This window comes from Streptomyces griseoruber (assembly GCF_001514205.1).
GTDB lineage: Bacteria > Actinomycetota > Actinomycetes > Streptomycetales > Streptomycetaceae > Streptomyces > Streptomyces griseoruber.
In genome coordinates, this window is record NZ_KQ948767.1 from 126,170 (window position 1) to 139,432 (window position 13,263).

Consider the following 13,263-nt stretch of genomic DNA (forward strand, 5'->3'; position numbering starts at 1 on the left):
CGCACCCTCACCCGTATGTCGACGATCCCGGAGTCAGCCACGCCGTCTGCCCGTGCCGAGATCGGCTCCGTACCACCGGAGCCGAGCAGTACATTCCTACGATCCACACCCACCCGTGACAGGGCGCGCGGGGTTGCGGCACGGCGCACGCCATCCCGGCGACCGCCCGTGGCCGGCGCACGCGGTGCTGCCGAGAAGCAGCGCTGCCGCTGCTGATCGGGCCGGGCCTGCTCGTGAGGCGCATTGCCCTTGCATTGAGATTCACATCACAGACGGTCTACCGTGAAAACACTTGGAGGACTCCCCCTTCCTCGGGGCGAGCCGAGCAGCGGTGCGCGAGGAAACCGTCACCAGGTGGAGGAAGTGGTGCCGATGACCGTCGCCTGGGACCAGATAGGGGGTCTGGTCGATGCCCACGAGCGTTTCCTGACCGGTGCCCGGGTGGACTCGGATGTGCGCGGCTCGGTGCTCGAGTCCTGGAAGCGCTGCAGGTCCGCCGGGCTGGAGCCGCACCAGTTGCTGGTCCCCTACAGGTCCGACCTGGAGCTGGACGACCGGTTCCGGCGCGCGGCCGACCCGGTGCTGAAGGACCTGGCCGCGTCGCTCGTCGACGTGAGCATGACGGTCGTGCTCTGCGACGGGCGGGCCCGCATGATCCAACGGTACGGCGGCGACCGCACGCTGCGCGAACGCCTCGACGAGATACGGTTCGCCCCCGGATTCGACGCCTCCGAGCAGGTCGTGGGCACCAACGGCGTCGGCACCGCGCTGGCCGAGCGATGCCCCTTCTACGTCGTCGGCCGTGAGCACTTCGCCGACTGCCTGCAACCCTTCACCTGCGCGGGCGCGCCGATCCGCAATCCGCTCAGCGGACACGTCGAGGCGGTCCTCGACCTCACCTGTCTGCGCGCCGACGGCGACCCCGCCATGCTGCGGCTGGTCCGTGAAGCCGTCCACGGTATAGAGGAGCGGCTGTTGGAACAGGCCACACAGCACGAGCGGGCGCTCCTCGCCGCGTACCGGCGAGCCGAGCGGGACACCGGCGGCGCGCGCGTATGGTCACAGCAGCCCGAACACGCCTCCCCGGAGCATCGCACTCCCCAGGGCGGCGGCGACCTCGGCCGGATCGACCTGGCCGTGCTGCGGGAGAAGGCCGAGGAACTCATCGCCGCACCGCACCGGGCCTTCGACGAGGTGGCCCTGTCCGGCGGCCGGATCGCCACTCTGCTGCGCCGCCCGGTCATCGGTGAGGCGGGTGAGACAGGGGTGGTCATCGAGGCCCGTGTTCTCGGTGGCCCCCGTCTGCGACATGTCGAACTCACCGTGCCGGAGGTGCCGGCCGGGGCCGCCGCAACGGCCATGACAGCGTCCCCCGCACAGTCCGCCACAGTGCCGGCGCCCTCCGTGACGGCTCCCGTCGACACGCACACCGTCGTGCCGTCGCCCCTGCCCGGCGCACCGGCATGGCCCAAGTCCCCCACGGCCTCACCCACGGCCTCACCCGTGCCCGGGGGCGCGACGGACACCGGCGGATTCGGGGACGAGGGCTGGTTGCTGCTCGTCGGTGAGCCCGGTGTCGGCCGGCTGGCCGTGCTGGCCCGCAAGCGTCTGGAACTGCTGTACGACGCAGGCGTCCGCATCGGCACCACCCTCGACGTCACCCGGACCGCCGAGGAACTGGCGGACGTGGCCGTACCCCGGTTCGCCGACTTCACCGCCGTCGACCTGGCCGACCCGGTGCTGCACGGAGAGGAACCGGCGCCGACCGACGCGGGCACCCCGCTGCGCCGGGTCGCGCTGGGCGCCGTGTACGAGGAGCGGGCCCTGTACGGCGTCGGCGACCGGGTCGGCTACGTCCCGTCCACGCCGCAGGCCCGCTGCCTGGAGAGCGGGCAGTCGGTGCTCGAACCCGTACTGGCCGAGGCCCCCGGCTGGATCGCCAACGATCCGGCACGTGGCGGACGCGTGCTCGCGGCGGGCGTCCACTCCCTGATCACGGTGCCGCTACGGGCCCGGGGCGTGACCCTCGGTGTGGTGAGTTTCTACCGCTCCCGGCAGCCCGCCGCCTTCGAGGACGACGATCTGTCCCTGGCCCAGGAGCTGGTCGGCCGGGCGGCGATCTGTATCGACAACGCCCGCCGCTACACGCGCGAGCACAACACAGCCCTCGCCCTTCAGCGCAGCCTGCTGCCCCGGGGCAGGCCCGAGCAGAACGCCGTCGAGGTCGCCTACCGCTATCTGCCGGCGCGGGCCGGGGTGGGCGGCGACTGGTTCGACGTCATCCCGCTGTCCGGCGCCCGGGTCGCGCTGGTGGTCGGCGATGTGGTCGGCCATGGGCTGCACGCCGCCGCCACGATGGGCCGCCTGCGCACCGCCGTGCACAACTTCTGCTCTCTGGACCTGGCACCCGACGAACTCCTCACCCACCTCGACGACCTGGTCGGCCGGCTCGACCGGGGCGAGGGCTGGGCGGTGGAGAACACCCACCCGGACACCGGGATCATCGGCGCCACCTGTCTGTACGCCGTCTACGACCCGGTTCTCCGGCGCTGCACCCTCGCCCGCGCCGGGCACCCGCTTCCCGCGGTCGTCCGCCCCGACGGCACGGTGGACTTCGTCGATCTGCCGCCCGGGCCGCCGCTCGGGCTCGGTGGGATGCCCTTCGAGACCGCCGAGCTGGAACTGGCCGAAGGCAGCCAGCTGGTGCTCTACACCGACGGTCTGATCGAGGACCGGCTCCAGGACATCGACGTCGGCATGGACCGCCTGCGCACCGTCCTGGCCTGTGCGGAGCGGGCGCCGGAGGACACCTGCGAGGCGGTCCTGGACGCACTGCTCCCAGCCCGGCCGAGTGACGACGTGGCCCTGCTCGTCGCCCGTACCCGCGCCTTGGGGCCGGAACACGTCGCCCAGTGGGAGCTGCCCAGCGACCCGGCGGTCGTGGCCCGCTCCCGCGCGGCGGTCACCGGCCAGCTGGCCGCCTGGGGCCTCGACGAACTGGCCTTCACGACCGAACTCGTCGCCAGCGAGCTGGTCACCAACGCGATCCGGCACGCGACCGGTCCGGTCCAGTTGCGGCTGCTCCGCGACCGCACACTGATCTGCGAGGTCTCCGACGGCAGCGGTACCTCGCCCCGGCTGCGTCGCGCCAGAACCGAGGACGAGGGCGGGCGCGGCCTCTTCCTCGTCGCCCGGCTCACCGAGCGCTGGGGAACCCGGTACACATCCACAGGCAAGATCATCTGGACGGAGCAGCCCCTGCCGCGACCGCCGTCCACCGCCTCTTCGGACCCGCCGGATCGGTCAGCCGCGTCCGGGGGAGGCGAGATCAATCGACGGATCCACCGATAGATCCGTCAGATCAGTCAATATGCACCAATCCGCAGGGGTGGCTGTTCCGAATCCTCCAGCGTCAGGGAAGTTGGCATGGAGGACGGACGGTATGACACCTATCTCCAGGAGCGGTGCGGGGCGCACGGGCCTCGCGACCCTCATCGCGGGTGCACTGGCCGCCGGGGGACTCGCAGCCGCCGGTGTGGCCACGCTGGAACCGGGGGCGGCCTCCGCCTCCAGTCACCGGGAGGCCCCGCTGATCTCGGGACAACCCCGGTACGACAACACGGACGTGTACGCCTTCGTCAGTCCGGACGATCCGGAGACGACGACGATCATCGCGAACTGGATCCCGTTCCAGGACCCGGCGGGCGGCCCGAACTTCTACACGTTCGCGGACGACGCCCAGTACGACATCCACATCGACAACAACGGTGACGCGCAGGGCGAACTGCTGCTGCGCTACACCTTCACGACGCACACGAAGTCCAAGAAGACGTTCCTGTACACCACGGGCCCGGTCACCGCCCTGGACGACCCGGACCTGAACGTCACGCAGACCTACGACATCGAGCTGTTCAAGCTGCACAACCAGGAGGTCGTGTCGAGGACGCGGCTCGCCGACGACATACCGGTGGCTCCGTCGAACGTCGGCAAGGCGTCGATGCCGGACTACGGCACGCTGCGCCGGCAGGCCGTCCACAAGCTCGCCGGCGGCGCCCGGACGTTCGCCGGCCAGGCGGATGACCCCTTCTTCCTGGACCTGCGCGTGTTCGACCTGCTGTACGGCGGGGACCTCTCCGAGGTCGGCGACGACACCCTCGAGGGCTACAACGTCAACTCGGTCGCCCTGCAACTGCCCACCGACATGATCACCGCGTCGGAGCGCCAGCCGGTCGTCGGCATCTGGTCGACCACCCAGCGAAAGAACGCCCAGGGTTCCTACGAGCAGGTCTCACGTCTGGGCAACCCGCTGGTCAACGAGGTCGTCAACCCGCTGAAGGACAAGGACAGGTTCAACGCGTCCTCGCCGTGGAACGACGGCCAGTTCCTGAACAACGTGACCGATCCCGAACTGCCGAAGCTCATCGAGAGCGTCTACAAGATCAAGGCGCCCGCGGCACCACGCACCGATCTCGTCGATGTCTTCCTCAACGGCGTCAAGGGCCTCAACCGGCCGCCGAACGTGCGACCGGCGGAGATGCTGCGTCTGAACACGTCGATCAAGCCGGCCGCCGAGCCGAAACGGCTCGGTGTGCTCGACGGCGACCAGGCGGGTTTCCCGAACGGGCGCCGACTCACCGATGACGTCGTCGACATCGCTCTCCAGGTCGTCGAGGGTGAACTGGTCGGTTCCAAGAACGACTTGGGCGACGCGGTCGACGCCAACGACCAGCGGTTCGGTGACTCCTTCCCCTACCTGGCCGAACCCGTGGCGGGTTCGCGGGGGCCGCTCGCGAAGGGCACGAACGGTGGCAACGACGTCCGCAACCAGGTGGTCGACGCCCTGCAGCCGGCCGGCTCCACCGACGGCACGCGCAACACCGGCCTGATCGCCGCGTCGGCGGCCACGGGCGCCGTGGGGATCCTGCTGATCGGCCTGGCGCTGACGTGGTGGCGTCGACGCACACAGCCGCCGAACTGAGCGGCACCACATGAACGGAAGGGCCCTAGGGGTGGGTGGTGGCCCCCGGCGGTGCGGGGTCGGGGCTGATGATGAAGTCCTCCGGCCAGAGCGTGAGTTGAATGTCCTGCCCCGAGGCTTCGATCACGTCGTGCAGGTTGCCGTACTCGCCCCGGTCCAGGAGGAAGAGGGGATCGTCGCGGTGCACCGGGTCGCTCCGCAGCCAGGCGTCGAAGCCGTTGAAGTCGGTGGCTCCCGTCGCGAGGTAGGGCACGATCCGCCGGAACAGCTTGGGCCACATCACCAGCTGCTGCAGCGTGTCGAGGTCCGGGACGTCGGCCTTGCCGTTCGGGTCGGCCTTCGAGCGGGGCCACACCCCCGCCCCCGCTGTCCGCGCCACCCGGGACGTCGTGGCCAGGTGGGTGCGGAGCGAGGCGGGCAGGGTCGCGTAGAACGCCGGGTAGGTCAGGCCCTCGGTGAGCAGCGTCGCGTTGGCGGACCGGTCCACCCTGGCCTCGTCCAGGAACACGTCCGTCCCGTCGGGCTCGGCCGGGTCGCCCGGGTAGACGAACCCGATCATGCGGCCGTTGGCGTCGATCCCGTTGGAGAGCACATATCCGCGGATGCTGTCCTGGTCGGCCGACTTGACCTTGTTCGGATGGTCCTCGAAGAAGGTGACGTGGGTGAACCCGAGGAGGTGCAGCAGCCTGTCACGGGCCTCCTCGGCGCCGGCCGGCTCCTGGTGGGTCTCGGTGAAGTGCGTCTCCAGCGCGTCGACCGCCTCCAGCCGCACCGAGACGCCCCGGGCGTTGATGTCCGGCGGCGTCCCCGACGGCCGGCGCAGGCCCTCGACCAGGGCGGGTGTGTCCGGCTTGAACTTGACCGTGTCGCCGTCGGGCTCCGGCCCCTGCCGCGGCAGATCGGGATAGCGGATGACGAACAGGCCACGCAACAGCGTGTAGCTCATGGCATTCCCCTCGCCGACGACCAACCGGATAGTAACTCAAGGAGAGTGAATGCGCGCTTTCTGTGACAAGGGGGCCGGACTCGGGGTGGTCGCGGCGGCATTCGTCGCGCCGACCGTCGTACTGGCGAGGGGGACGGTGACGGCGACGCGGCGTCGATGTGGATCTCCGCGGGGCCTGTCCGGCACTGGTCCGGGCCGTGCCGACGGGCAGCCTGTGGAACACCATGCCCACCGGGCTGTGGACACCGACCGGTCCCTCCACCGCCGCGCGGAGCGCCTGGGGCCGACTGGGGGTGGCCCGGGTCGGGCCGGCGGTGACGGGGCGCGCGCCGTGGCGGCTCATGCGGTTCCTCGACGAGGCGCACCGGCGCGGGGTGCTGCGCCAGTCGGGCGCGCACTACGAGTTCCGCCATCTGTGCCTCCAGCAGCGGCTCGCGGCGGAGAACGGCGGCGTCGGTGGTCAGGGCTCGTCCAGGAGACGGACGGCGCGCACCCGGCGCAGGTGGATGAGGATGTCGTAGGAGCGCGCCAACGCGATCTCGTACTCCCGCTCCGGGTACGCCGTACCGATGCTGCGGGTGGGGCGGGCCGTCGTCAGCCAGTTGCGGACGACGGCGGGAGCGGTGCGCAGGTCCAGGACGTAGCGGAGGCGGCACACCCGGTCCAGGACGTACTCGTTGCCGCCCGGCTCCGCAGGGCCGACCGACTGGGTGAGCATCATGGTCTCGGCGGGGTCGGTGGCCTTGAACGAGCCCTGGCCGAAGGTGAACCCGATGGCCGTGTACCCGGTGCCGAGCCGGTCGCGGAGGAAGGCTCCCTGGGTCCTGGGCTGGTTCGGCGGGTCCTCGGACTCGTAGGCGACGTGTCCGTTGTGGGCCGACAGCAGGACCCGGGTGCCGGTCCGCTCCTGCCACCACACGACGTTGTCCGCCATGGTCGAGTCGCGCCAGCGCATGATGGCGGCCACCTGCTCCGGATCGGCGGGGTCGAACGCGTACTGGCGGGCGGTCTGGTCGATCGCCGTCGCGTCCCGCAGCGCCCACGCGTGCTCCTCGCGTGCCCGCGGTCCGGCCGTGGCGGGCGGTGCGAGACGCGCGAGCAGTGCCACGGCCCGCCCGGTCCGGCCGGCCATCTCCTGGCGCTCGGTCAGCGGCCGGGCGAAGTACGCCTTCTGGTAGGCGCCGGAGGGCAGGGCGGGCGGCAGGCCGCGGTACAGCTCGGCGATACGTCCGAGGAGCTCGGGGTGCGCCTCGGCGACGTACCCGATCACCCGGTCGTACACCTCCGGACCGGTGTAGCCGAAGTCGTCGCCCATGATCCGCACCGGATCGCCCGGATGCCGGAGGTTGTAGGCCCGCATCCATTCCACCAGGGCCAGGTACTCGGCGTTGTTCCAGAGTGCGTACGCGTACTGGAGGTCCTCGCTCATGATGCGGCGCGGATCCCCCTGTCCGTGCACGACGTAGGTGTCGAGGCGCCGCCCGGTGCTCCAGGGTGCCTCCAGGGCGAACGTCCGAAACCCCCTCTTCTCCACGAGGTACCGGAAGACGCGGTGCTTCATGGTGGCGAACTCGTGGGAGCCGTGGGTCGCCTCGCCGAGCCCGACGATCCGCGCCCGGCCCACCATCGCTCCCACCGGACCGAGGTCTGCCAGGCTGCCCTGCGGCTCGGTGGTGTGCAGCGGCCGGGCCGCGCGCTGGACGGCGGCCACGATCCGCTCGTCCCCGTCGCGAGGTACGGCGGTTGCCGGGCCTGCGGCCGTCGTCGCCGCAATCAGTGCCAGAACATGAGGAAACTTTCGCACGCACAGGAGGTGCCCGAGGGGCGGCAGGAGAAGTCTGCGGCTCCGGGCAATCCGCTCACATGGACCACGCCTGCGTCAGGCTGGGAACGGTGGCGTGTGCGCCGCAGGTGAGGGTCGTGAACCGGCGTAGCGGCCGGTCATGAAGGGCCGCGTGGGTGATGGCGCCGAGCGCGGCCCGCTCCCGGCGTCAGAGACCGGCCACCTTGGCGCTCGCCGACAACTCGTAGACCAGGGTGACCGTGTGTCGGCTGCCCGGTGCGAGCGTCAGCTCCCAGTGGGCGACCCCGTCGGAGTCGAGGAGGCCGGGCGCGGGGGAGCAGGCCTCCTCGCACAGCCGTACCTGCACCGCCGAGACCTCCGAGACCGGGATCCGCTCGCGCAGGACGACCACCCTGTCGTCCCGCTCGCCCGGGGCGGAGAACCGGGACACATGCAGCCGGACGGTCCGCGTCACCACGGTCCGCTGGGTGAGCGCGGCCGTGTCACGGGACTCCTCCGTGTCCCGGACGACCCGCATGTCGTCACGGCTGCCGTAGGCGAGTTCGACGGGAGCGCCGGGGGCCGTGAAGTCCAGCGTGCCGCGGCCGGTGAACCCACCGCCCCGCAGCAGGTCGACGGGGCCGGCGAGCAGCGCGTGCCCGGCCAGGTTGTCGAACCGCACCACCTGGGTGACCAGCGGGGACAGCTCGGGTGCGCAGGCGTACTCGCTGCTCGCGGTGGTGGTGAAGACGGACAGCGGTACGCGGTGGGCGCGGCCGTCCGCGGGCACCGAGACCGGCGCGGGGGAGCGCAGCACCCGTACCTCGCCGCCGTCGTCCACTCCGGGCAGACCGAGCACCGGAGCCGGGCCGAGGTCCGCGATCTCCTCCTCGCGCAGTTCCACGTCGATGGTGCGGCGCTCGGCGGCCGGACGGTCCTGGAGGATCAGCCGGTCCTCGCCGAGCCGCGGCGGTTCGGTGGCCAGCGACGAGCGCGCCGTGGACAGCGTCAGGCGTACGCCGGACCAGTCCTCGCCGGTGCGCTGCCAGACGATCGCGTCGGTCTCCAGCGTGACGGCGTCCCCCTCGAGTACGGCGCGGTAGGCGGGCCGCCACAGCGCGCAGGGGGTGAGATGGGTCAGGCGCAGTCCGGCCGGTCCGGCGGCCGCGGCCTCGACGGTGAGCTCGATGTGGCCGGTCAGCTCGGCCGGTTCGTCCTCGGCGAGGTCCAGCGCCCGCTGTGCGGCGTCGAGTTCCGCGGTGAGGGCGGCCAGACGGGCTTCCGTGGCACGCAGCAGTTCGCCGCAGGAGTCGCGTTCGTCGTCCACCCGGTCCAGTTCGCCGGTCCAGCGGGGTGCTTCGTCCTCTCCGGTGCCGGCGCCCTCACCGATCTCCCGCAGCAGGTCGGCCGCGAGACGGCCGAGCGTGTCGAGGCGGGTCCGCAGCCGGTCGCGCCGCTGCCCCAGGGCGAGCCGCTCGTCCTCGAGCCGGACCATGTGGTGGCGCAGGGCGGAGTCGTCGTCGGTGGGGCGCGGCCCGCGCGGCCGCCAGGCGCGGACGATCCGCACGTCGAGCACGGTCGCCGGGTGGTCGGCGGTCAGCTCCGCCTGGAGGGTGCGGTCGACGGCCAGCGCGCCGACCGGCCCGAGCCGCAGCCGCTGGACGCCCGCCGCCAGGACCAGCACGGTCGTGCGCTCGATGTGGGCGCGGTCCTCCAGACAGGTGACGGCGGTGACGGGGAGGGGGATCGGCTCCGGTGCCGTGGACATGGGGTGGGTCAGCTCCTGCGGTTGCCGCCGGCCAGGGACTTGCCGGAGGGGATGCGGATCTCGTAGCCGCCTTCGAGGGCGGCGGTGCCGCCGGCGGGCAGTTCCACCCGCCACAGGCGGGTGCCGGGCGCGTGGCGGTCCGGTCCGGTGCCGTCGCGGGGGGCCGTCCAGTCGGCCCGCTCCTCGACGCGGACGTCCGCGTCCGAGGTGACCGGGACCCGCTCACGGACCTCGACGGTGACCGGCCTGGCGAGCCGGTTGGCCAGTTCGACGTGGACGCGGTGGTCGAGCACGGTGGTCTGGTTGCGCATTCCCGCGGTCGACTCGCGCAGGTTCGTACGGCGGGTGACCCGGATGCCCTCGGCCGGGCCGAGCCCCACCCGGCAGACCCCGCCGGGGGCGAGCGTGGGCAGCGCGGCGGTCACCAGGAAGTCGTCCCCGGCGGTGACCTCGACCGGACCGGCCAGCAGGGCCCGGTCGGTCGCGTTCGACACCATGAGCGTCGCGTACACGGTCTGCTCCACGGACGGCACGCAGAGGTGTTCGACGCGCAGACCGACGGGTATCTCACCGACGGTGACGGTGTGCCAGGCGCCGTCCGAGGGGATGTCGGCACGGGCCACCGCGTCGAAGCGGTGGTCGAAGGAACCGGCCGACTCGCGGGGCCGCACACAGTGGCCCGGCAACGGCAGCGCGGCCACCGCGTCGGCGCGGCGACGGTACTCGGTGGCCACCGGGTCGAAGGGGGCGTCGGCGAACAGCCGGCCCCGGCGGCCGCCCTGCTCGTCCGGGCCGCACAGGACGAGAGCGGTGTAGTCGAGTTCGGCGCCGCTGGGCTGCGGCGGACCGGCCGCCGGGGACGGCGGCGGTGCGGCCTTGCCCAGGGGTGCCGCGGGCCCCGCGGGCGCGGGAGGCGCCGCCCCGCCGGGCGCCGAGGGGGCCAGGGAACGGGGAGCCTGGGCGGCGAGGGCGGGGGAGGGCGCAGCCGCGGCGGCCGGGCCGCCGGCGAAACGCGGCCTGCTTCCCGCCGTCGACGGGGCCGGTGGCGCGAAGCCGTCCACGGCACCGCCCATGACGTCCGGACAGGCGCCGCCGGGCGGGAAACCGGGGGCAGCGACGGAGCCTGGGGCAGGCACACCGTGACCCGGCGCCATGGGGGCGGGTGCGCCGTAGCTCTGCGGAGGCGGCGGGGGCAGGGGCGGAAGGGGACCGGCCCCGACCCTCACGGCAGCGGTGGTCGGCTCAGGGCGGCGGCCCGCCGCGTCGTACCCGGCGAACAGGTCGGCCAGACCCGCCGGGGGCTCACGCCAGCCGGAGGGTTCGGGCCCGGGCTGCCGGCGTCCGATCCGGATCGAGCGGAGCCTGGGCAGGTCGGTGCGGCGTCGCAGGTCGGCGGTGGCCAGCGCGATCCGCACACCGGTCCAGTCCTCGCCGGTGCGCTGGGCCACCGAGGCGCGCAGGACCAGACGGCCGCTGTCCTCGTCCTGACGGTGGGTGAGCCGGTAGGCAGGCACCCACACGGCGCCCGGCACCCCGTATTCCACCTCCACCTCCACCGTCACGTCCGTGTCCTCGACGCCGTCGAGGGTCAGGACCGCGGAGACGGTGGTCTCCACGTGTGCCGACGGTGCGTCGGTGGAGGCGCGGGCGAGCCGGTCCTCGGCGAGGGAGAGCTCGTGCTCGACGAGCCGCAGCGCCTCGTCCTGGTCGGCGAGGCGGGCGTGCAACGTGGTCAGCCGTTCGTCGACGAAGTCCGCCAGCCGAAGCCAGGCGTCGACCGGGGTGCGGCGGTGCGGATCGTCCTTCCTGCGGGGCGGCGGGACGGGGCGCAACGCCCCGATCTCCGCGATCAGACCGAGCAGGCGGTCGCGGCGACCTCGTGCCGCCGCGCTCTCCTCGCGCAGCCGCTCGACCTCACGGCGCAGCCCTTCGGGCGCCTCGGTGCCGAGCGGTTCGGCCTCGACCTCCACCCGGGCTTCCCCGACGCGCACCGTGGAACCGCCCAGGACACGAGCCCGGAGGGACCCCGCGTCCAGCGAGCGGGGAAGTCCCGTGACCCGTACCCTGCCGTCCGGCGGTACGACGCCCCGGGCCAGACGGCGGCACATCGCGCCCTGCGCGTACACCACGACCGAATCGAGGCGCGACTCCCACCCCTGTGCCGTCTCCGACGTCATCCGCTCCCCCGGGCCGTGACTGTGCTGTGCGCAGCCTACGCCCGACCGGCCCGCGCTCCTCCGCCGAGCCCCCGACGAAGGGACGACGACGAACCATCCGGTTCTCGCGGCTGGCCGCCGAAGGGCGCCGAGATGCTCAGGACCACCTGCCTTCTCACACGAGTGTCCCATCCACCGCAACCGATCCGGGGTCCCGACAGGAACGGATTACGCCCGGACATGTCCCGACGGTGGAGGCCCTCGGTGAAAGAAGCAGTGGATATCGGAAGCAACCCCTCGACGGAACCCGACCTCCAGGGCCTGCTAGGCCAGGTGGCGCTGGGGGACGAAGAGGCGTTCGCCGGCGTCTACGACGCCGTGGCGGGTCCGGTGCTGGGAGTCGTACGCGCCGTACTGCGTGATCACGCACAGTCGGAGGAGGTCGCCCAGGAGGTCCTCGTGGAGGTGTGGCGGACGGCTCCCCGCTACCGCCCCGACCGCGGTACCGCGATCAACTGGATCCTCACCCTCGCCCACCGCCGCGCGGTCGACCGGGTGCGCTCGGTGGACGCCGCGGCGGCCCGGGACCACCGGGCCGCGCTGCTGGACCGGGTGCCCGAGTACGACGAGGTGGCCGAGCACGTCGAGGCGCGGCTGGAGCGGGAGCAGGTGCGGCGCTGTCTGCGCACCCTGACCGAGATCCAGCGCCAGGCGGTCACGCTGGCGTACTACCGAGGGCTGACCTACCGCGAGGTGGCGGAGGCGTTGCACCTCCCACTGGGGACCGTCAAGACCCGGCTGCGTGACGGGCTGATCCGGCTCCGCGACTGCCTGGGGGTGACCGCGTGACCACCATCGACCTGCACCGGCTGACGGGCGCCTACGCCCTGCACGCCCTGTCCGACGACGAGAACGTCTCCTTCGAGCGCCATCTCGCGCGGTGCGAACCGTGCGCGCAGGAGGCCGCCGAACTGCGCGCGACGGCCGCCCGTCTCGGGCTCGCCGCCGAAACCGCGCCCTCCCCGGCCCTGCGCGAGCACGTGCTGCGCCGGATCACCACCGTCCGGCAGGAAGCGCCCGGGACGGTGGGCGGGCCCCTCTCCGCGCGCGACGGCCGTCGGGCCCGGCTGCTGTCCCGGTGGGCGCTCGCCGCCTGCCTCGCCGCGGTCGCCGCGCTCGGCGGGACCGCCGTGTGGGAGCACCGGCGGGCCGAGGACGCCGGTGAGCGGGCCCACCGCGCGGCGGGCACGGCGGACGAGATCGCCGCCGTACTCGCCGCACCGGACGCCCGCACCCGAGCCGCGGAGCTGGGCGACGGCGCCACCGGTGCCGTCGTCGTCTCCCGTGAACTGGACAGGGCCGTGTTCGTGGTGTCGGGGATGACCCACCCGCCCGGCGGGAAGGTGTACCAGCTCTGGTTCGACGACGCCGGGAGCATGCGGCCGGCAGGGGTGATGGACCCCCGCCGCAGCGACCAGGTCGTCCTGCTGCGCGGCGCCGTGGACGGGGCCTCGGGGATGGGTATCACGGTCGAACCCGTGGGCGGTTCGCGGGAGCCGACCTCCGGCCCGGTCGCCCTGATGACGCTGCCCGCCTGAGCGACGCCGCCCCGAGGGGCGGCGTCTCCCGTCC

The 13,263-nt window shown here is 72.8% G+C and carries 9 protein-coding genes; 5 read left to right on the plus strand and 4 right to left on the minus strand.

The window, feature by feature from the left end; translation table 11 throughout:
• The first annotated feature begins 372 nt into the window (after window positions 1–372).
• A complete protein-coding gene (locus AQJ64_RS15790) occupies window positions 373–3,351 on the plus strand; it encodes a SpoIIE family protein phosphatase (RefSeq protein WP_079061729.1) in 2,979 nt (992 codons plus the stop codon).
• Window positions 3,352–3,442: 91 nt separating this feature from the next.
• Window positions 3,443–4,978, plus strand: coding sequence for a DUF4331 domain-containing protein (locus AQJ64_RS15795; protein ID WP_059202721.1), 1,536 nt, complete (start codon window positions 3,443–3,445; stop codon window positions 4,976–4,978).
• A gap of 25 nt (window positions 4,979–5,003) precedes the next feature.
• Here AQJ64_RS15795 and AQJ64_RS15800 read toward each other — a convergent pair whose 3' ends face one another.
• On the minus strand, window positions 5,004–5,924 hold the full coding sequence (locus AQJ64_RS15800; protein WP_206189837.1) for a thermonuclease family protein: 921 nt from the start codon (window positions 5,922–5,924) through the stop codon (window positions 5,004–5,006).
• A 197-nt stretch (window positions 5,925–6,121) separates the two neighbouring features.
• Between AQJ64_RS15800 and AQJ64_RS15805 the strand changes: the two genes are divergently transcribed.
• Window positions 6,122–6,445 carry a hypothetical protein gene (locus tag AQJ64_RS15805; protein WP_157881108.1) on the plus strand — a complete coding sequence of 108 codons (324 nt, stop codon included), beginning with the start codon at window positions 6,122–6,124 and terminating at the stop codon, window positions 6,443–6,445.
• Here AQJ64_RS15805 and AQJ64_RS15810 read toward each other — a convergent pair.
• From AQJ64_RS15810 to AQJ64_RS15820, 3 genes are all read right to left on the minus strand, one after another.
• Window positions 6,385–7,635, minus strand: coding sequence for an erythromycin esterase family protein (locus tag AQJ64_RS15810; protein ID WP_240512871.1), 1,251 nt, complete (start codon window positions 7,633–7,635; stop codon window positions 6,385–6,387). The two genes, AQJ64_RS15805 and AQJ64_RS15810, sit on opposite strands and share 61 nt — an antisense overlap.
• A 280-nt stretch (window positions 7,636–7,915) precedes the next feature.
• Window positions 7,916–9,475, minus strand: a complete 1,560-nt coding sequence (locus AQJ64_RS15815; RefSeq protein ID WP_055637292.1) for a DUF4139 domain-containing protein — start codon at window positions 9,473–9,475, stop codon at window positions 7,916–7,918.
• A gap of 8 nt (window positions 9,476–9,483) precedes the next feature.
• Window positions 9,484–11,652, minus strand: a complete 2,169-nt coding sequence (locus AQJ64_RS15820) for a DUF4139 domain-containing protein (RefSeq protein ID WP_059202723.1) — start codon at window positions 11,650–11,652, stop codon at window positions 9,484–9,486.
• A gap of 243 nt (window positions 11,653–11,895) precedes the next feature.
• Between AQJ64_RS15820 and AQJ64_RS15825 the strand changes: the two genes are divergently transcribed.
• Both AQJ64_RS15825 and AQJ64_RS15830 read left to right on the plus strand, forming a co-directional pair.
• Window positions 11,896–12,480: a sigma-70 family RNA polymerase sigma factor gene (locus tag AQJ64_RS15825; protein ID WP_059202724.1), complete on the plus strand. Its 585-nt coding sequence runs from the start codon at window positions 11,896–11,898 to the stop codon at window positions 12,478–12,480.
• Window positions 12,477–13,229, plus strand: coding sequence for an anti-sigma factor (locus AQJ64_RS15830; protein ID WP_059202725.1), 753 nt, complete (start codon window positions 12,477–12,479; stop codon window positions 13,227–13,229). Before AQJ64_RS15825 ends, AQJ64_RS15830 begins: the two co-directional genes overlap by 4 nt.
• Window positions 13,230–13,263 lie beyond the last annotated feature (34 nt).

Coding starts and splice junctions, on each gene's coding strand:
- AQJ64_RS15790 (WP_079061729.1), top strand. CDS start 373: ATGACCGTCGCCTGGGACCAGATAGGGGGTCTGGTCGATGCCCACGAG.
- AQJ64_RS15795 (WP_059202721.1), top strand. CDS start 3,443: ATGACACCTATCTCCAGGAGCGGTGCGGGGCGCACGGGCCTCGCGACC.
- AQJ64_RS15800 (WP_206189837.1), bottom strand. CDS start 5,924: ATGAGCTACACGCTGTTGCGTGGCCTGTTCGTCATCCGCTATCCCGAT.
- AQJ64_RS15815 (WP_055637292.1), bottom strand. CDS start 9,475: ATGTCCACGGCACCGGAGCCGATCCCCCTCCCCGTCACCGCCGTCACC.
- AQJ64_RS15820 (WP_059202723.1), bottom strand. CDS start 11,652: ATGACGTCGGAGACGGCACAGGGGTGGGAGTCGCGCCTCGATTCGGTC.